The organism is Paraburkholderia terricola, from assembly GCF_900142195.1.
Taxonomy (GTDB): domain Bacteria; phylum Pseudomonadota; class Gammaproteobacteria; order Burkholderiales; family Burkholderiaceae; genus Paraburkholderia; species Paraburkholderia terricola.
In genome coordinates, this window is the sequence record NZ_FRAB01000045.1 from 12,464 (window position 1) to 30,840 (window position 18,377).

At 62.5% G+C, this 18,377-nt stretch carries 14 protein-coding genes and 1 pseudogene; 3 read left to right on the plus strand and 12 right to left on the minus strand.

What is annotated here, in order from left to right; translation table 11 throughout:
• Positions 1 to 4 precede the first annotated feature (4 nt).
• The 12 genes from BUE39_RS27700 to tssH form a co-directional block, all read right to left on the minus strand.
• The gene (locus tag BUE39_RS27700) at positions 5 to 2,110 is read right to left on the minus strand and encodes a T6SS phospholipase effector Tle1-like catalytic domain-containing protein (RefSeq protein WP_073431870.1); all 2,106 of its coding nucleotides are present in this window, start codon (positions 2,108 to 2,110) and stop codon (positions 5 to 7) included.
• A complete protein-coding gene (locus BUE39_RS27705; RefSeq protein ID WP_159442602.1) occupies positions 2,107 to 2,625 on the minus strand; it encodes a DUF3304 domain-containing protein in 519 nt (172 codons plus the stop codon). The genes BUE39_RS27700 and BUE39_RS27705 overlap by 4 nt, the downstream gene beginning before the upstream one ends.
• Before the next feature lie 194 nt (positions 2,626 to 2,819).
• Positions 2,820 to 3,740 (minus strand): T6SS phospholipase effector Tle1-like catalytic domain-containing protein, encoded by a 921-nt coding sequence (locus BUE39_RS27710; RefSeq protein ID WP_073431872.1) that lies wholly within the window; start codon positions 3,738 to 3,740, stop codon positions 2,820 to 2,822.
• Between the two features lie 23 nt (positions 3,741 to 3,763).
• Positions 3,764 to 4,474, minus strand: coding sequence for a DUF3304 domain-containing protein (locus BUE39_RS27715; protein WP_090518848.1), 711 nt, complete (start codon positions 4,472 to 4,474; stop codon positions 3,764 to 3,766).
• A complete protein-coding gene (locus BUE39_RS27720) occupies positions 4,471 to 5,370 on the minus strand; it encodes a DUF4123 domain-containing protein (protein ID WP_073431874.1) in 900 nt (299 codons plus the stop codon). The genes BUE39_RS27715 and BUE39_RS27720 overlap by 4 nt, the downstream gene beginning before the upstream one ends.
• A gap of 18 nt (positions 5,371 to 5,388) precedes the next feature.
• Positions 5,389 to 7,926: a type VI secretion system Vgr family protein gene (locus tag BUE39_RS27725; RefSeq protein ID WP_235004983.1), complete on the minus strand. Its 2,538-nt coding sequence runs from the start codon at positions 7,924 to 7,926 to the stop codon at positions 5,389 to 5,391.
• An 80-nt stretch (positions 7,927 to 8,006) separates the two neighbouring features.
• Complete coding sequence (tssK, locus tag BUE39_RS27730) at positions 8,007 to 9,353, minus strand: type VI secretion system baseplate subunit TssK (protein ID WP_073431875.1); 1,347 nt, start codon at positions 9,351 to 9,353, stop codon at positions 8,007 to 8,009.
• A 64-nt stretch (positions 9,354 to 9,417) separates the two neighbouring features.
• On the minus strand, positions 9,418 to 9,921 hold the full coding sequence (gene tssJ, locus BUE39_RS27735) for a type VI secretion system lipoprotein TssJ (RefSeq protein ID WP_073431898.1): 504 nt from the start codon (positions 9,919 to 9,921) through the stop codon (positions 9,418 to 9,420).
• A 109-nt stretch (positions 9,922 to 10,030) separates the two neighbouring features.
• A complete protein-coding gene (locus tag BUE39_RS27740; protein WP_073431876.1) occupies positions 10,031 to 10,516 on the minus strand; it encodes an Hcp family type VI secretion system effector in 486 nt (161 codons plus the stop codon).
• A gap of 97 nt (positions 10,517 to 10,613) precedes the next feature.
• Positions 10,614 to 12,119 (minus strand): type VI secretion system contractile sheath large subunit, encoded by a 1,506-nt coding sequence (gene tssC, locus BUE39_RS27745; RefSeq protein WP_073431877.1) that lies wholly within the window; start codon positions 12,117 to 12,119, stop codon positions 10,614 to 10,616.
• 32 nt (positions 12,120 to 12,151) lie between these two features.
• Positions 12,152 to 12,709 (minus strand): type VI secretion system contractile sheath small subunit, encoded by a 558-nt coding sequence (gene tssB, locus BUE39_RS27750; RefSeq protein ID WP_073431878.1) that lies wholly within the window; start codon positions 12,707 to 12,709, stop codon positions 12,152 to 12,154.
• 48 nt (positions 12,710 to 12,757) lie between these two features.
• The gene (tssH, locus tag BUE39_RS27755; protein ID WP_073431879.1) at positions 12,758 to 15,490 is read right to left on the minus strand and encodes a type VI secretion system ATPase TssH; all 2,733 of its coding nucleotides are present in this window, start codon (positions 15,488 to 15,490) and stop codon (positions 12,758 to 12,760) included.
• 559 nt (positions 15,491 to 16,049) lie between these two features.
• Here tssH and BUE39_RS27760 point away from each other — a divergent pair.
• From BUE39_RS27760 to tssE, 3 genes and pseudogenes are all read left to right on the plus strand, one after another.
• On the plus strand, positions 16,050 to 16,838 hold the full coding sequence (locus tag BUE39_RS27760) for a TagK domain-containing protein (RefSeq protein WP_090518846.1): 789 nt from the start codon (positions 16,050 to 16,052) through the stop codon (positions 16,836 to 16,838).
• A gap of 71 nt (positions 16,839 to 16,909) precedes the next feature.
• Positions 16,910 to 17,790: pseudogene (locus tag BUE39_RS27765) on the plus strand (type VI secretion system accessory protein TagJ).
• On the plus strand, positions 17,777 to 18,370 hold the full coding sequence (gene tssE / locus BUE39_RS27770) for a type VI secretion system baseplate subunit TssE (protein WP_073431880.1): 594 nt from the start codon (positions 17,777 to 17,779) through the stop codon (positions 18,368 to 18,370). The pseudogene BUE39_RS27765 and the gene tssE overlap by 14 nt, the downstream one beginning before the upstream one ends.
• The last annotated feature ends 7 nt before the right edge of the window (positions 18,371 to 18,377 follow it).

The following is an 18,377-nucleotide window of genomic DNA, read 5'->3' on the forward strand; positions in this document are numbered from 1 at the left end:
AGCGTTAGCCCAGGCCCAGGTTCTCGACCCGTTGATCACCGCCCGTAAATAGAACGCGGGCCCAGAAGTAGCCGCCGGGCACGTATTCCCTGAAATAGGGCACGCGAAACCATGCACGGCTGTCATGGATGTAATCGTCGTACAGCCTTACTGCAGCGGACGTCTTGCGCAGTGCTTCCACAGCCACGGGGGACGTGTGTTGCTGCAGGAACCCCTTCAACACTGTCCGGGGCTTAATAACAGCGTCGTCATAGATCGAGTACGGCGAGACGGCAGCCAGGCGGCTGAGCACGTCGGGCGCTTTCATGTAGATCATTGAGGTTTCTGGCCTATGAAGCTTGCTCGCTTGTTCCCGGGTCGTGTACGGGAGGTTTGTTTGATGATTGAACTTTGTACGCCACACAGGTGCCTGAACAGGGTTCAGCCACGTCAGCAGCACACGGAATTCTTCGGCGGCCTCCTGGATATCTGTCTTGTCATCAGAGACAAGATCGTCTGGACCGTTGCCCGGCTTGGCGACTGATGGATCGAGGCCCGCCGCTTTCGCAGCGTTCGCATCCTGTGCCCGTGCTATCGCAGTATCATTCTGCTGGAGCTCTTTCTGGTAGCCATCCATTTCCTCGCGGAGGTCGCCTGTCGGGCCGAGCGACGAGAAAGGATCGGCTGTCGCACTCATGCTTGCCGCGTTCATCCTGCTGACGATTTCGAGACGCTGGCTCTTCAGATGCTTGATCTTCGGGTCATTTTTACTCAGACGCTGGGCGTCCTCGCGCACCTGCTCACGCGACTTCGTCCCTTCATGCGCACGCTGGAAGAAGAGCTGTTCGGTTACGTAGTCCGCAGTCCCGACACGGGCACGCAAGGTTCGCCAGCCCAGCATCTGCCCCATGCCGAACCGCATTGCATCTTCGACTTTGCTGATTGCCGGAGCGGTCTTGAGCCAGTCGTTGAAAGTTCCGACCAGTTCGGGAGCCAGCTTGAAGTTCGCCTTTGTAGCTGCGGTCATGGCGTCGGGCCCGTCAGGGAGCTGCAAAGGAACACCAGCTCGCAATGCCTCGATATACATGTCATGCAACGGAATCTGGCTGAGCTTGAACGCATCGCCTGCGAACGCTTTCCCCTGGTCGCGCGGCGGGTAGCCGCCTCCTACATCCGAATGAACCCCTGGATAGGGCACTTCGAGCAACCGGTCTTCCTGCCCTGGGTAGGCGCTACCCATCCGGATCGTATCGAGCGGGAAGCTCATACGCTGCTCGTGGATTGAAAAGAAGTGCGCGCAGCGACGCACCTGATTTGGAATGTTCAGTTGCCCGTTCGACGTCCATTCCCAGTGCCCGTCGAGCATGTTCAGCGATACGGCGACGCGCGTCGAGTCTGGCGGTCCCACCGACGCGACGGTATCGAAGAGCCCGAGAAAGTTCACGGTGTAATCGAACTCGTTCGCGATCTTGCCGCCGGGCGCCCATACGTTAATGAGCCGCGAAACAAACGATCGCGCTTCCGCGGCTCCCCGCGAAAAGCCGAATACGTTGATCCAGATCTTGCGGATGGTGCGATGGCGCCGCGATTCATCCCGGGCCTGTTTGTGCGCCGCCTTCAGGGCGGTGTAGCGGTTAGGCAGGTTGTTGACCACCGATTTGTCACCGGTCAGCGCGCGGCTCGCGTTGCAGGCGGCATCGTCGAGCAATAGAACCTTGCCTGTGATGGCGCCGTAGATTGCGTTCAGCACTCTCGTATAGCCCCATGCGACCCGCATGCCATAGCCCGCGGCAAAGCCCTTGCCGATCGTCGAGTAATCGGCCTCACCGATCTGCGGAAATGGCGTGCCGACTCCGGGCATGTAGAACGCGGAGATTCCTTGAGCATTGCGATTGATTGCCGCATCAAAGAGACGCGCGACGTTGGTCTGGCTCTGGGTCAGGGAGTCGCGATGGGGATTGTCCGGCGCGTCGTTATTGTTGGTGCCGTCGAAAAACAGGCTGATGTGCAGCGTCTGCGGACACTCCATCTTCGGGTCGCAGACCTTTGCCTTGCCGTCGTCCCACGCCCGCTTTGCTTCCGGCAGGCGACCGGCTTCCGGCATCGGATCCGGCCATCGAATCACGCTCATTTGTTCTCTCTCTGTTTTTGAGCCTGTGCGTCCTGCTCTCGCAACTGCTTCCTGTATTCCTCTGCTGCCTGCGCGTCCCGTTCGCGGGCCGCCTGCATGGCCTTGTTCGCTTCATCGTCCAGTACGCCTTGAGCGACGTATAGGCTCTCGTCTTTCAACGGGTCGGGTATGTACAGATCTTGGTCATTGACCTGGACGACGATGCGATCGTCCGGAAGAAATCGGACCCAGAAACCATGTGCGACCCGTTTGTACGGCGGTACTTTCGCGATGGCCTTGAGCCATTGATCGCCGCTGCGGTCCTTCTCATCAAAAGGATGGGTATCTCGCTCCCATTGCACGGTGACGCTCATGCCTTCATGCCATTTCGAAGGCACAATCACGCAGCACATTTCGCCGCTTTCACCCGGTGATTTGGCCCCTCCCTTAGAGGGGTAAACACTCGATCCTCCGCCGGTTCTGCCCTCGGCATCGGTAATCGAGAAGCTGGCGATCCCATAGGTGGAGTAGTTCAACCCACTTACGCCCGCCGGGTACGATTCCCCCTCGCCTTTCGCTGCGTCGACAGCATTCGCATTGCTGGAAGCGGGCGTTTGCTGCGGATGGCAGCCGGCAACGACCAGTCCTAGTGCAAGGACCGCCAAGGCGCGAAATAGCCGTGGTCCAGCGCCTGTGTTGCGTTTGCCTGTCCTCATATTCTTTGGCTCTGTCACCTTGCTCCTCCGGTGTTAGCGGTAGTTGAACTGGCGTTCGTCTGGGCTTCGTGCCGACGCGCCAGATCTTCCCAGACGTAGGACGGAATGCGGATTGAAAAGAAGTGCGCGCAGCGACGCACCTGATTTGGAATGTTCAGTTGCTCGTTCGACGTCCATTCCCAGTGCCCGTCGAGCATGTTCAGCGATACGGCGACGCGCGTCGAGTCTGGCGGTCCCACCGACGCGACGGTATCGAAGAGCCCGAGAAAGTTCACGGTGTAATCGAACTCGTCCGCGATCCTGCCGCCGGGCGCCCATACGTTAATGAGCCGCGAAACGAACGACCGCGCTTCCGCGGCTCCCCGCGAAAAGCCGAATACGTTGATCCAGATCTTGCGGATGGTGCGATGGCGCCGCGATTCATCCCGGGCCTGTTTGTGCGCCGCCGTCAGGGCGGTGTAGCGGTTAGGCAGGTTGTTGACCACCGATTTGTCGCCGGTCAGCGCACGGCTCGCGTTGTAGGCGGCATCGTCGAGCAATAGAACCTTGCCAGTGATAGCAGCGTAGATCGCGTTCAGCACTCTCGTATAGCCCCATGCGACCCGCATGCCATAACCCGCGGCAAAACCCTTGCCCATCGTCGAGTAATCAGCCTCACCGATCTGCGGAAACGGCGTGCCGACTCCGGGCATGTAGAACGCGAACATTCCCTGAGCAGGAAGATCGACCGCCGCATCAAAGAGACGCGCGACGTTGGTCTGGCTCTGGGCCAGTGAGTCGCGATGGGGATTGTCCGGCGCGTCGTTATTGTTGGTGCCGTCGAAAAACAGGCTGATGTGCAGCGTCTGCGGACACTCCATCTTCGGGTCGCAGACCTTCGCCTTGCCCTCGTCCCACGCCCGCTTTGCTTCCGGCAGGCGACCGGCTTCCGGCATCGGAGCCGGCCATCGAATCACGCTCATTTGTTCTCACCCTGTCTGCCTGCCCGCGCGTCCTGCTCCCGCAGTTGCTGGCGGTATTCCTCCGCGGCCTGTCTGTCCCGTTCGCGGGCCGCCTGCATGGCCTTGTTCGCGTCGTCGTCCAGTACGCCCTGAGCGATGTATGGGTCGTGCTCGCTTGGCTTCTCAAGCGGACTGCCGTCATCGACTCGCACCCGTATGCGGTCACCGTCCAGAAATTGCACCCAGAAGTTGTATTGCGTCGGACCATACGGCGGTACTTTCGCGACGGCCTTGAGCCATTGATCGCCGCTGCGGTCCTTGTCATCATAGGGATGGGTATCTCGCTCCCATTGCACGGTGACGGTCATGCCTTCATGCCATTTCGAAGGCACAATCACGCAGCACATTTCGGCGCCACCGCCCGCCGGCTTGCCATCGCCTTTGGAAGGAGAGATGTTCGGCCCGCCACCAGTCTTGCCCTCGGCATCGGTAATCGAGAAGCTGGCGATCCCATAGGTGGAGTAGTTCAACCCACTCACGCCCGCCGGGTACGACTCCCCCTCGCCTTTCGCTGCGTCGACAGCATTCGCACTGCTGGAAGCGGTTGTTTGCTGCGGATGGCAGCCGGCAACGACCAGTCCTAGTGCAAGGGCCACCAAGGCTTGAAATAGCCGTGGTCCAGCGCCTGTGTTGCGTTTGCCTGTCTTCATATTCTTCGGCTCTGTCACCTTGCTTCTCCGGTGTTAGCGGTAGTTGAACTGCCGTTCGTCTGGGCTTCGTGCCGACGCGCCAGATCTTCCCAGACGTGGGGCGGAATGCGACCGGTTACCGCCACATATGATTCCCCCGTCGCGACCCGCTCCGACAGCGCGTGGTGGACGCGAAGATGCCGATCAAAGTCGAGCCCGTAAAGGTACGTGTGCCGGCAGAAATTCAGGCGATCAGACGGCTCCGTAAGTCCCCACTGCGACGCCCTCTGGTAGCGCGGCAGAAAATCGGTGAACCGTGCAAGGTAGGGACGCTCCTCGTCGATCAGGCCCAGCTGGATCAGTGATGCCAGCAGTTCGTCCGGTTCAGTGTGTTCGGTCAACGCATCAAGGTCTGCGTCTTCCAGCTGAATCATGATGGACTTACAGATCCGGCTGCCGGATAGGGCATCGTTCTCGATGCGTTGCCACTCCTTGTGACGGCCGCGATACATCCATCGATCGATCGGCGCCATGAAGATGTCCCTGATCTGATCACCCCATACCGAAACGATCGCGCCCGTATTGCGAGGATCAAAGAAGCGGATCATCGCCGTCATGCTGTCGCCAATGTCGGCAAACAGGAAGGCGCGCAAGTGCGTGACCATGTCATCCAGGCTGACGCGGCTCCAGATCAGCGACATGCATGGGGAATGCAGATCGATCTGATCGAGTTCCTGAACCCAGCTGGCATCGGGATCGTCAATGCGCGCGAGGAACAGTGATGCCGGACCGAGCGCTTCTTCGGGCAATCCGGCAAAGACTGATCGAAATGTGGTTCCGGACTGCTTGAGTAGCGGCTGTATTCGCGCGGGGCAGGCTGCGGCGTCAACCAGACCGAGAAGCCGTGGGCGAGAGGGGCCGTTGTGCGATGTCATGCGCTTTCTTTCGACACGTTAGAGAGGAACGACGGCGGCACCGCTTTTTGCGGCCTTCAGCAGGCACTCAACACAGACATGTTTCGGCGACATGTCGACCGGCTGGTCTTTCGGGCCGGGCATCCCGTGCACGGCCGCATGCGCGACAAACTTGCCAGACGTACCGTGTTCGATGCCGCTGGCGTCGAACTTGACAAAGCTGCCACCGCCGTCAATAAGGACCTGTTCCTTGGCCCGAATATGGATCGAGTCGCTGGTCAGATTGATTTCGAGCCGGGAAAGCAGGTTGATCGTTTTGGTCAGTGCGTGGATATCGATGTCACCGCCGGCTGCAACAAGCTTAAGACCGGCTCGTTGCACGAAAAGTCGTACGGTGTCGCGCACGCTCGCGAAGAAGCTGCGTCCGCTCGCAATAGCCACATGTCCGTCGCTGGTGATCGCGGTATGCTCGCCCGACGCGATATGCACCGTTGCCGGGGTAACGACTTCCACACCAGCCTTACCGGCAATAACCAGATGGGGTTCAGTCAGTTCCGGGAACTGATTGGATTCATTTGCGACGCCACGGATTTGCTGGTTCTGCGCTTCGATCGTCTTTGCAATGTCGAACTGATGCCCCTCGGCATCCTGGGCTTCGCCTTCCTGCGCAACGCGGCTCATGGCCTCGTGACGGCTCTGTGCATCCTCAAGCTGCCGGACCGTTTCCGACAGATCCTTTACATTCCCCCGCGCGTCGGGCCGTCCGTAGGTCGTGATGAGCAGCCCCAGCGTGGCGCGCACCGCGCCCCACAGGTTGGTGGCCAGTTCAAATCCCCGACCTCGCTCGTCCTGCCGACCCGCGTTACCGGCGATGCGCGTGATGTGACCCAGATTCAGCTGCGAGGCGCCTTCGTCACTCGACAGGTGCGCCTGGATCTTGCTGTTGGTGTCATCGAAGGCGAGGGTGTTGGCGCGCCGGCCGCCGATCTCGCGGCTGCGATAGCCCGCCAGCGCCTGGTTCTGCGGCAACTCGAACGGCGGCATGTTGAACGCATTCACGGCACTGCCGGTAATGACGGGCAGGTCCGGGTCGCCATTCACGAAGCTGATCGTGACTTCGTGGCCGCGGCGGGGAAGGAAGGTGCCGCCGAACTGGTCACCGTGCCACGCCCCGGCCACGCGCACCCAGCAGCTCGAGCGCTCGTCGTTATGGCCGAGCCGGTCCCAGACGAACTGCACCTTCACGCGCCCGTAGGCATCGGTCCAGATCTCCTGGTTCTCGGGACACACCACGACCGCGTATTCCGTCCCGGCGATGCGCGGCTTCTCAATGGTGCGCAGCAGGCGGAACGCCTCACTGGACGGCTGGACCTCGAACTCCGCCTTGCACTGGTAGCGCTGGCCGGTGCCGGACGCCTCCGCGACTTCCTCGATCGTCAGCCTGCTGGAAATAACCGCGTACTCGCGGTTCGCAGCCAGCTGCGGATAATGCGTGAGCACAAAGGTCCGGCCGGTGACGAGTCCGCGCAGATTACCCTCGCCGGTCGCGCGCAGTCCCTGGCAACGCAGCGCCTGCATCTGGACCATCGTCAGGTACTCGGCTTCGGTCTGCGGCTCGTTGTGGTCGCCCGAAAGACCAGAGGCGCCCGCCTGGGGCTGGGCATAGTCGCCCCACGTGTAATGCTCCTGATGCGCGAGGCCCGTGTCGCGCGGATCCTCACGCTTGACCGACAGGTCGGCGCGTGGCCACGTGTAGTCGTAGTCGACGGAAGTCACTGCGCCCGTCGTCAGCGAGGTTTGGACCGTCAGCGCGTGAATATGCTCCTCGTCGATTCGCCGGCCGGTGGGCGCTTCGTAGCGGATCGTCCGGTAGGCCTCGTCGAGAGACTTCAGCGCGCCCATGGAGTCGCACAGCACGAGCCGGTGCTTGCCGTCGCTGTGCTCGAAGAACCAGAAAATCCCCCATTCCTGCCAGAGCCGCTGCAGGAAGGTCCAGTCGCTCTCGAAGTGCTGCCGCTGGATGTCGCGCTTGGGCCACGCCTTGTTCGGGCGCGGTGTGGTCAGCCGCTTGTCGACGGGAAACGTGTACGCCGAGAGCACCGCGTCGGTGATCTCGACCACCGACATGTCCTGGAAATTCCGGGTGTTGCGGTTTTTCGTGGCCTGCCACAGCCACGGGCGCAGCGTCAGCTCGTAGACGATCGAGCGGCCATCCTCGCGCACGATGCGCGCGGCGCTCACGATGCCCGTAATCTCGCGCGTGCCGGCGCCGAGATTGGCCTGACCTGCCTCGCCTGCAAGACCCGGAATGAAGTGCCCTTTACCCTCGATCTGGATCGAGACGGTGACTTCCGTGCCAATCAGCCTGTCGAGTTCGATGTTCGCCGCGATGCTTGGTGAGAACGCCAGCGAATCGGGCGTCTTCAGTTCGAGCGTGTACCTGAACAGTTCGCCGAGCGTTTCGGCTCCGGCGAGCTTCACCGGCGTCAGGATGGGCTGTCCGCCGTACATCGGCAACGCCGCGCCGGCGACGGACAACGTACGCCCGGTACCGGATAACTGATTCATCAAACCCATCTGAGACTCCTGTTAACGCTTCAGGCAAACCATTGATGACACGCCTGTGCGTCGATTGGCAATCGGACAGCCGATGGCCGTCATCCGCGCACACCCCACAGTTCGAGCTTCAGCGACGGAAACTCGCCGGCCACATGCAGCGCGAAGCCGCCGTGCCGCGCGATCTCGTCCCACAGGGGGCCGCTGCGCGTGAGCTCGTAATAGACATAACCGGCGTTGAACGGAATCTGCCGCGGCGGCACCGGCAGCGCCTGCAGCGCAAGCCCTGGCAGATGGCCGCGCACGAGATGCGGCAGCTTGTCGGAGGGGCCTGCTTTCGCCTGCGCGACGAACTGCTGCTGCAGCACGTCGGGCGGCATCTGCGCGGACACGGCGAGCACCACGGCCGTGAAGCCCTGCATCTCGACCGGATCGACCACCGCGTTGCGCATCCCGTACCCCTGCTCGGAGAGCGTAATGCTCTGCGCGCTGCGCACCAGCACCGCATTGAGCAGGCGATGGGTGTCGTCGACCACGGGCTTCAGGCAGAGATGCGGTGTCGTGTGCTGGTAGGCGGGATGCGAATCAAGCGGCCGGCGCGTTTCCGTGCGCACGTAGGTCGACAGTTCCCCGGCCATGCCGAGCAGCAGCGCATAGACATCGGCAGGGGAGGTGGTCGGCACCCGGCGCAGGTGCTGCAGCAGCGGCTCGTAGCGGTTCAGCGTCTGCAGCAGCAGATAGTCGGAGACTTCGGCGGCCATGCCGGCGACACCGTCGCCGCCGGTCAGACGCTGCGCGAGCGCGTTCGCGCGCAGGCGCGTGAGGTCATGGATTTTCGCGAGCCAGCTCGTGAGCAGATCGCTCGCGCCGTAGCCCGCGACCGGCGGCACCAGCGTGTCGTCCAGTTCGATGCTGCCGTCGGCGCGGATCGTCTTCACGCGCGTGACTGCCAGTCCGATCCACGCGCCGGTTAGTTCCTTCTCCGGCACGAGCCGTAGCCTGAGTCTCGATAGCTGGATGTCCTGCGCGCCGATGCCAATCGAGTTGGTGTCGCGCAGTTCGACGTCGAAGACGGAGAAGCGCGCGAGCGAGTCCGACGCCTCATCGAAGGTCGTCTCCTCGCCGTTGGGCACACGCACCGGTACCGCCAGGTAGATCACCTGGTCCAGGTGTTCCGGCCGGATCGTGAGCGGAGACGGCGGAGGCGTGCTGCCCGGGGCGTCGAAGGGGGTGCCGTCAGCAAAGACGCCGGCCACCGACTTCACGATCACCTTGCCGAGCGCGAGCGCCTCGATATCCAGGCCGTAGTGACTGAAGCCAAAAAAGAATGGCGAGAGGGGCGCCGCGCGCTTGTGCGCGTAGTGCTCGAGATAGCGTTCCTGCTGCTGGAACTGCGGGGTCCGAAACAGCACGCCATCGCACCACGTGACCTTGTTATACCAGCTCATGCGCGCCTTTGGACCGGTTGCAGGGACTGCACGGATTGTTCCCGCGCGATGTTTGCGAGTTGTTTCATCTGGGAGCCTCGGTGACCTTGATCGCGTTCGCCTCAAGCGTGATCGTCAGTTTCAGCTTCGGTGTCGAGAAGCGGTACCACGCCTTGTCGGGCGTGGCGGGCAACGCGTAGACCGCGCGCCACACGGAATTCGGCAAATCCCGGTATGCGGCCAGGACGCCGAGCGTCGTGGTCGCCGGATCGACGGTTCTCGTGATCGTCACATGTTCGCCGGGGCGCAACTGGAACTGGTCGCGCTTGACGAGGTCGTCGGCCAGTACCGTCCTGTCCTTGTCCTGCAGCGTAAAGAAGTCGGCTGCGTTAAACGCGCCGTCGGTCTTCAGTTCGTAGATGCGCACGATGATGGGCGCCGCACGCTTCTGCTCGTCTGGATTGACCGTGGCAGCGGCGTTTGCCGTCACGTCGAGCCGGAGCGGTTCTTTGGGCTTCGGATCGCCGCTCGCGCACGCGGCCAGCACGAGCGAAGACGCAATAGCAGCAACAGCAGTGACGGAGCGGATCAGGCGCATTCGGGGCATGCAGTGCACGAAGGTTGTCAGACTGTGGAAGCCCGGTGCGGCCGCGCGAACGCGCCGGCACCGGGCTGAACTACAACGGGCGAAACAAACGTTACGCTTCCTTGTTGCCCTTGATGTCGAAGCTGGCCGTCACAGCGCCGCCGCTACCACCCTGCGCATTCTGCACGACGTATTCCTGCTTGACCTTCGCGAACGACAGCGACACCTTTTCAAGGCTCTTCTCTGCGTCGTTCTTGCTGCCCGACGGCTTCACGCGCGTGACGATCACGTCGCTCATCGTGAGCTTCAGGTATTCGAGCGGATTGCCGCCTGCCTTGCGCATGACAAGCACAGCCTGATCGATGTGCTTGCCGGTCAGCGCGTACTTCATCAGGTTCGGGCTCGCGCGGTCGATCCCGTGTTCGAATGTCAGATCCGCGACAGTTGCCTTGCCTGCACCGCCGCCGCTGCCGGCGTGCATCGACGACTCCTGGCTGATTTCCCAGTCCCAGTTCAGGACTTCGATTTCGTCCTTGTGCTTGTCGTCCAGCGACTCGCCGTTGATGCCGTCAATCTTGAGAAAAATATCCTGAGCCATCTATCTACTCCTTGATGTTGATGAATGAAACAACCGGGGGCCCGCCGTACCATGCGCCGCAGCCTCCGGCCAAACGAGGACTCCAGCCTGCATTGGCTCAGGCGGCTTCCTTGATCGACGGCAGCTTCGCGACAAGGCGCAGCGACACGGTCAGGCCTTCGAGCTGGAAGTGCGGGCGCAGGAAGAACTTCGCCTGGTAGTAGCCGGGGTTACCTTCCACTTCCTCGACCACGACTTCGGCAGCTGCGAGCGGCCGGCGAGCCTTGGTGTCCTGCGACGAGTTGACCGGATCCGCATCGACGTAATGCATGATCCATTCGTTGAGCCACCGCTGCATGTCCTCGCGCTCCTTGAACGCGCCGATCTTGTCGCGCACGATGCACTTCAGGTAGTGCGCAAAGCGCGAGCACGCGAACAGATACGGCAGACGTGCCGACAGGTTCGCGTTCGCGGTGGCATCCGCGTCGTGATATTCGGCGGGTTTTTGCAGCGACTGTGCGCCGATGAAGGTCGCGTGGTCGGTGTTCTTGCGGTGGATCAGCGGAATGAAACCATTCTTCGAGAGTTCCGCCTCGCGCCGGTCCGAAATCGCGATTTCGGTCGGACACTTCATGTCGACACCGCCGTCATCGGTCGGGAAGGTGTGGCACGGCAGGTTCTCGACCGTGCCGCCCGACTCGACGCCGCGGATCAGCGAGCACCAGCCATACAGTTTGAATGAACGGTTCACGTTCACGCCCATCGCATAGGCCGCATTGGCCCACGCATAGCGGCGGTGGTCCGAACCCTGCGTGTCTTCCTCGAAATCGAACTCGTCGACCGGGTTCGTCTTCGCGCCATAAGGCAAGCGCGACAGGAAGCGCGGCATCGCGAGACCCACATATCGGGCATCGTCGGTATTGCGCAGCGAGTTCCAGGACGCGTACTCCAGGTTCTGCGTGAAAATCTTCGTCAGGTCGCGCGGATTGGCCAGTTCCTGCCATGATTCCATCTGCAGCACCGAGGGTGCCGCGCCGGAAATAAACGGCGTGTGCGCGGCAGCGGAAACCTTTGCGATCGAGGCGAGCAGATCGACGTCCGGCGGCGTATGGTCGAAATAGTAGTCGGCGACGAGGCACCCGTACGGCTCGCCACCGAGCTGGCCATATTCTTCTTCGTAGATCTGCTTGAAGAGCGGGCTCTGATCCCAGGCCTGACCCTTGTAACGGCGCATCGTGCGACGCAACTCGTCCTTCGACACGTCCATGAAGCGGATCTTGAGGTGCTCGTCGGTCTCGGTGTTCGACACGAGGTGATGCAGCCCACGCCACGCGGATTCGAGCTTCTGGTAGTCCTCGTGATGCAGGATCAGGTTGATCTGCTCGGAGAGCTTGTGGTCGATCTGCGAGATGATCGCGGCGATGCTTTTGTACGCGTCGTCGCTGATCGTGGCCGATTGCTGCAGGGCCTGGTCGGCGAGGGTCTGCACCGCGAATTCGACGGCTTCGCGGGCCCGCTCGGTCTTCGGCCGGAACTCCTGCGTCAGCAGGTTTGTGAAGTCGGAATGCGTCTGCGCCTGCGGGGCGCCCGCCTGTGTCTGCTGGTGTGTCTGCTGTTTTGCCATGGTCTACTATCCTCGGTGTGGACTGTTCCGGCTCAGTGCGCGGCAGTTTCGTTGTCTGCTGCGTCGTCCGCGCCATCCGCGTTCCCGTGCAGCTGCGGCTTTGGTGCCGCCGCCAGCGACTTGAGCAACGCCGGGTCCTGCAGCAACTGGTTCACGAGGGTCTCGGCGCCCGACTTGCCGTCCATGTAGGTCTGCAGGTTCGCCAGCTGCGTGCGCGCCTCGAGCAGTTTCCGCAACGGTTCGACCTTGCGGGCGATCGCCGCCGGCGAGAAGTCCTCGATGCTCTCGAAGGTCATGTCGACCATCATCTGGCCGTCGCCCGTCAGAGTGTTCGCTACCGCGAATGCGACGCGCGGCTTGATGGCTTTCATCCGTTCATCGAAGTTATCGATATCAATATCGAGGAAGCTGCGATCTGCCACCGCCGGCAGCGGCTCGACGGACTTGCCTGACAGGTCGGCGAGCACGCCCATCACGAATGGCAGCTCGACCTTCTTTTCCGAGCCGTAGACCTCGACGTCGTACTCAATCTGCACACGCGGCGCACGGTTGCGCCCAATGAATTTCTGCGAACTGCTGGAAGCGGACATGGATGGTCTCCGTGAACGGTGGTGAACAATGGGTAGGGGCGGCAGGGTTCAGTCAACCTGCTCAACGGGAAGGGGACATGCGGTTGCTGGGGCTTGCGCCGGGTCATCCGTATGCGCGGCCCGGAAGATAAACGCTGCGGCCGGCGGAGCGGTCCCATCAACGACATCGATGCCGATGTGCGTGAGTGGTTGTTTCAACGAGAACGCATCGAGCCACAGCGCCGAGAGTCGCGGCAGCACATGCTGTTCGATGAAACCGATCAGCACGCGCGCGCCGGTCTCATGCACCAGACAGCGGCCAACGATGTAATCGACCACGGCGGCGTTGTACGTGAGCGTAATCTCGTGGCTCCCGGCCATACGCGCCACGATCCGGTCGAGGTGCAGACGCACGATGCGGGAAAGCGCCGCGTCCGCGAGCGGCCGGTACGGCACGACGGTCACGCGTCCGAGAAATGCAGCCGGGAAGACCTTCAACAGTTCGGGCGTGAGCGCCTCGCGCAGACCTTCCGCATCCGGCGCGAGCGACGCGTCAGCACACAGGCTTGCGGTCAGCTCCGAGCCGACATTGCTGGTGAGCAGGATCGTCGTGTTGCGGAAATCGATGTAGCGGCCGTCGCCGTCTTCCATGTAGCCCTTGTCGAACACCTGGAAGAACATCTCGTGCACATCTCGGTGCGCCTTCTCGATCTCGTCAAGCAGCACGACCGCGTACGGACGACGCCGCACGGCCTCGGTGAGCACACCCCCTTCGCCGTAGCCGACATAGCCCGGCGGGGCGCCCTTGAGACCGGAGACCGTATGGGCTTCCTGATACTCACTCATGTTGATCGTGATCAGGTTCTGTTCGCCGCCGTAGAGCGCCTCGGCGAGCGCAAGCGCGGTTTCGGTCTTGCCCACGCCCGAGGGACCGGCCAGAAAGAACACGCCAAGGGGTTTCTTCGGATCGGTCAGACCCGCGCGCGCGGTTTGTACACGCTCGCCGATCTGACGCAGCGCATCGGTCTGGCCGATCACGCGTGCCGCAAGCGTGTCGGGAAGGGTTCGCACGGCCGCCACTTCGTCGGTGACCATGCGGCCGACCGGAATACCGGTCCAGTCGGAGACGATGTCCGCGACGATCGCCCCGTTGACTTCCGGAAAGACGAACGGCCGGTCGCTTTGCAGGCTCGCGAGCGAGCGCTCGAGTTCGCGCAGCCGGTCGATCGTTGCCGCAACGTCGGCGTCTGGCAAACCGGCGTCCGCTGCTGTAGCCGCTTCGCGTGCGCTGAGCAGCGCCTGCGCGGCGGCCACCTGTTCTTTCCAGCGCGCCTCAACGGCGGTCTCTTCGGTCACGAGCGCATCGATACGGGCGTGTGCGGCAGCCAGGGCCTTGTCCGCATCAAGGCCGATACGCGCTTCCTGCCCAAGCAGATCAAGTTCGACGCGGGTTGCCAGAAGGCGCTGGCGGATGTCCTGCAATTCGCGCGGTGCGGCGTGCTGGGAAAGCGCGACGCGCGCGCAGGCGGTGTCGAGCAGGCTGATCGCCTTGTCCGGCAGCTGACGCGAGGGAATATAGCGGTGTGAGAGCGTCACAGCCGCACGGATCGCTTCGTCCAGCACGACGACACCGTGGTGCCGTGAGAACGTCTGCGCGAGACCACGCACCATGTCGATCGCGGCGGGTTCCCCGGGTTCTGGCACCTGCAGCACCTGGAACCGACGGGTCAACGCGGGATCCTTCTCAATGTGTCGCTTGTACTCTGCCCACGTCGTCGCACCGATCGTACGGATTGTGCCGCGCGCGAGCGCGGGTTTCAGGAGATTTGCAGCATCTCCGGTACCGGCCTGACCGCCGGCGCCGATCAGCGTATGGATTTCGTCGGCGAACAGGATGACCGGGACCGGTGACTTCGCCGCCGCTTCGAGCACGCCTTTCAGCCGCGCCTCGAACTCGCCCTTCATGCTGGCCCCGGCGAGAAGCGCGCCGACATCCAGACTCATGAGCCGCACGTCGGCAAGCCTTGGCGGCACGTCCCGGTTAGCGATCGCGAGCGCCAGGCCCTCGACGACGGCGGTTTTGCCGACACCCGCTTCGCCGGTTAGCAGCGGATTGTTCTGCCGGCGGCGCAGCAGCACGTCGATCATCGTGCGGATTTCGAGTTCACGACCGACCACCGGATCGATGTCTCCGTCGCGCGCCCTTGCGGTCAAGTCGGAGCAGAACTGGTCGAGCGATGTACCTTTCGCGGCCGAGGGGAGGGCAGACGACGCTTCGCCCGGCACGGCGGGAGAGAAATCGCTGTTGTCATACGGCGCATCGACCGCTTCGGGCGAGCCGTCGATCCACGCGGGCAGCACGTCATCCAGGCCATCGACCGGAATCCTGCCGAACGTCGGCGAGATCGAAAGCAGCACGCGTCTGAGTTCTGGTGTCTTCACGAGCGCGGCCGTGAGCCACGCACCGCGCACGCGCCGGTCGTCGTAGCCCAGGGTCGCGAGGACCCACGCGCGCTCGATCGCCAGTTCGACGTGATGCGAAAAATCGCTGATCGAACTCGCGCCCGCCGGTAACGCCGCAAGTGCGCGCGCCAGATCACGCTCGAGCGCGTCACGCTCGATGCCGGTGTGCCGGATGATCCGGTGCAGGTCGCTGTCGTTCATCTGCAGCAACTGGTGTAGCCAGTGGATCAGTTCCACGTACGGGTTGCCACGCAGCTTGCAAAACGAGGTGGCCGACTCAATGCTGCGGTAGAGCGTGGCCCCGAGCTTGCCGAACAGCGCCTGGCGCGAAATCGTCATTAAAAATGCCCTGTGTCTTGTTGTTCACGATTGCGGTACCGCACTGCTGGCTCCCATTGCCTGGCGCCACTGGTTCGGAGTCCTTTCATGCCTGCTCAGATCGTCCGCGTTCGCCCGGTACATGGCATTGGCCGTATTCGACGTTTTAAACGAATCAATTTGATCTGGACCGAATTAATCTCATGATTGGGGGCGTTCGTCAACAGATAAGCTGTCGGTAAATTCTCAGAGAATGTCAGGACCACCATCAAGTCCCTCGACAGTTCGAGAAAATCGTCGCATGCTCCTGCTTCAGATTGCTTCGACCCTGGTCGCGCCTGCGTATAGGCGGTATAACGCCTTGTGTCAACGGGACAAGTCTCGAAATCCACGGTGAAAAATCATAAGCAACTGGGTCGAATTGTGAATATTTGTGAAGTTTGACTATTCCTGACAATTAATGATTTTTATCTCAAAATTATTGCCACCGACTTAATGCGCCAATTAACCAGAATGTCGATGGACGAACTGTTGTCACTCGTGTTTAAAATAAACTTTTCCTGATTAACCAGATACGGTCATGCGCACCTTCACGCTGCTCTGGCGCCGCCAGCCGATCGAAATGTACTCCGAACCAACCGGGCTCATGCGGCTGGGCGACGCGGACGGTGCGGAGGAATCCGGCGACCACGATCGGGGCCCAGGGGCGCCGGTCGATGGTGAAGCGCACCTCGCAACGGGCTACGGGCTGGACGATGGCGGCGAAGATCTGCGTGGCGATAACGCTGTATTTGGCCTGATCGGCTCGTCTGTCACGGACGACGGCGGTGCCGCCCGGCGCTCCCGTGACAGTCGCGCCCCTGCCAAAGCGGAGATGACTGGCGCGCAAGACTTGATCCAGACCCTGCACGAACAGTATTGCCGGGCACTTGACGATCCGCAGGCATCGCTTGCCGGTAACTGGGCCGCGCAGTGGGCGACACCGGTCGCGGGCGACCCGTCGATGGATGCGCATGAGGATCATCCGCGGCGGCAGGAATCATCGGGGCGGGAGTCGACAGACGTGGGGTCGATTGAAGCGCTCCTGTCGGGCACGCGTGTCCTGAAAGACGTCTTCGGCCCGCTGGTCGGGGGTGATAGTGAGGGCGACATGTCCGGGCTGGGCTGGCTAACCGATAGCGAGCCGGTCCCGGAGATACTGCGGCTCTTTGCCCCCGCCGAATACCACGCCGCGGCTTCGCGTCGCCCAGCCGCGCTGCCGCCCGCGCTTGCGCGGCGCGAGCACCATTCGCTCGGCATCGATAGCCCGATGAGCCCCATCAGCCCAATCCCGGCGCCTGATTCAAATCCACGCCACGACCCATCATGACAGCTTCTTCTTCCGCTGCTTCGTCCCTGGCAGATGCCTCCCAGGAAACACCGGCCACTTCACTGGACGACATGCCGCTCGAGGCAAGGCTCGCGCGCATTGAAGCGCGCGTGCGCGCGCAGCCCACGACGGCCACTCACCGCTGGGCATTGTTTCAGGTGCTGTGCGCAATGGGGCAATGGGCGCGCGCCATCCAGCAGCTGCAGGTGTATGCGCAGCTCAGCCCTGACGAGGCGCAGGCCGCTCAGGCCTACCGCGACCTGATTCGTGCCGAGCGCTGGCGCGCGAAAGTCGTTGCCGGTCGCGAACGGCCCGGGTTCGTGTTCGAACCGCCGTTGTGGGTGGAGGGACTTATCGAGGCGTTACGCCTTTCGGCCAACGGTCAGGTCGACGACGCCGACCGGGCGCGCGAGCGCGCCCTTGATCAGGCACCGCTCGTCAACGCGCGCACGTCGCGCTTCCTGTTCGACTGGGTCGCCGACAGCGACTCGCGTTTGGGTCCGGTGTGCGAAATCGTGACTGCGGGGCACTACCGGTGGCTGCCGTTCTCTGATATTGCCGCATGGCAGATCGCGGTCCCCACAAAACTTATTGATCTCGTGTGGGCACCCTGTGCGCTGACGCTGGTCGATGGCACTGCGGTGCGCGGTTTCATGCCGGCGCGCTACCCGGGTTCAGAAGGTGCGGGTTCGGAAGCCGGGGTTGCGGGGAAGCCGGTGCAGGGGATGGCGAGCCGGATGACGGATGCGACGCGTTGCGCCTGGGCCGAAGGACGCGCTGGCAGGATGTGGGCCGGACCGGCGTGATCGCGCTTGGCCAGAAAACATGGACGACCAGTGCGGGGGAGTTCGGCCTGTTCGAACTGGACGCCTGCGAGTTAGGCAGCGGCGCAAGGCAGACTGCACCGCAACGCGCACCGGTGCGACAGGACGGTGGCAATGGATCGGCCTGAGGCGAACCCCCATGGTAGACGGGGCAACCGTCCCGACAGTCGCCCCGGGTCTGATGGCGCGGCCGGCTCTGCCGCGCCTCGACGCGCGAACACACATCTGCTGCCAACGTTGCTCGACCGCCTGTGCGACGAAGCGCCGCAGCGACCAAGCGAAGCGCCCGGCGAGTACGCGGTGACACGTACGCAGATGCGCGACATCGTCCAGCGCGATCTCGCGTTCCTGCTGAACACGACCAGTATCGAGGACCAGATCGACCGCGAACGCTATCCGCACGCTGCCGCGTCAACGGTGAACTTCGGAGTGCCACCGCTGGCCGGCGCTTTCATGGTGTCGCGCAGGTGGGTGGAAATTGAGCGGATCGTCCGTCGCGCGATCGGGGATTTCGAGCCGCGCCTGATTCCTGACTCGCTGACCGTATCGCCCCTGACCGCGCTCGACGCGAACAACCGCTACAACATCCTGTCGTTCGAGGTACGCGGCATGATCCGGATGGATCCGTACCCGCTTGAGTTCATGGTGCAGAGCTCCCTCGATCTGGAAACCAGTCAGGTCAACATCACCGGCATGCGCACCGGCTGAGCGTTAG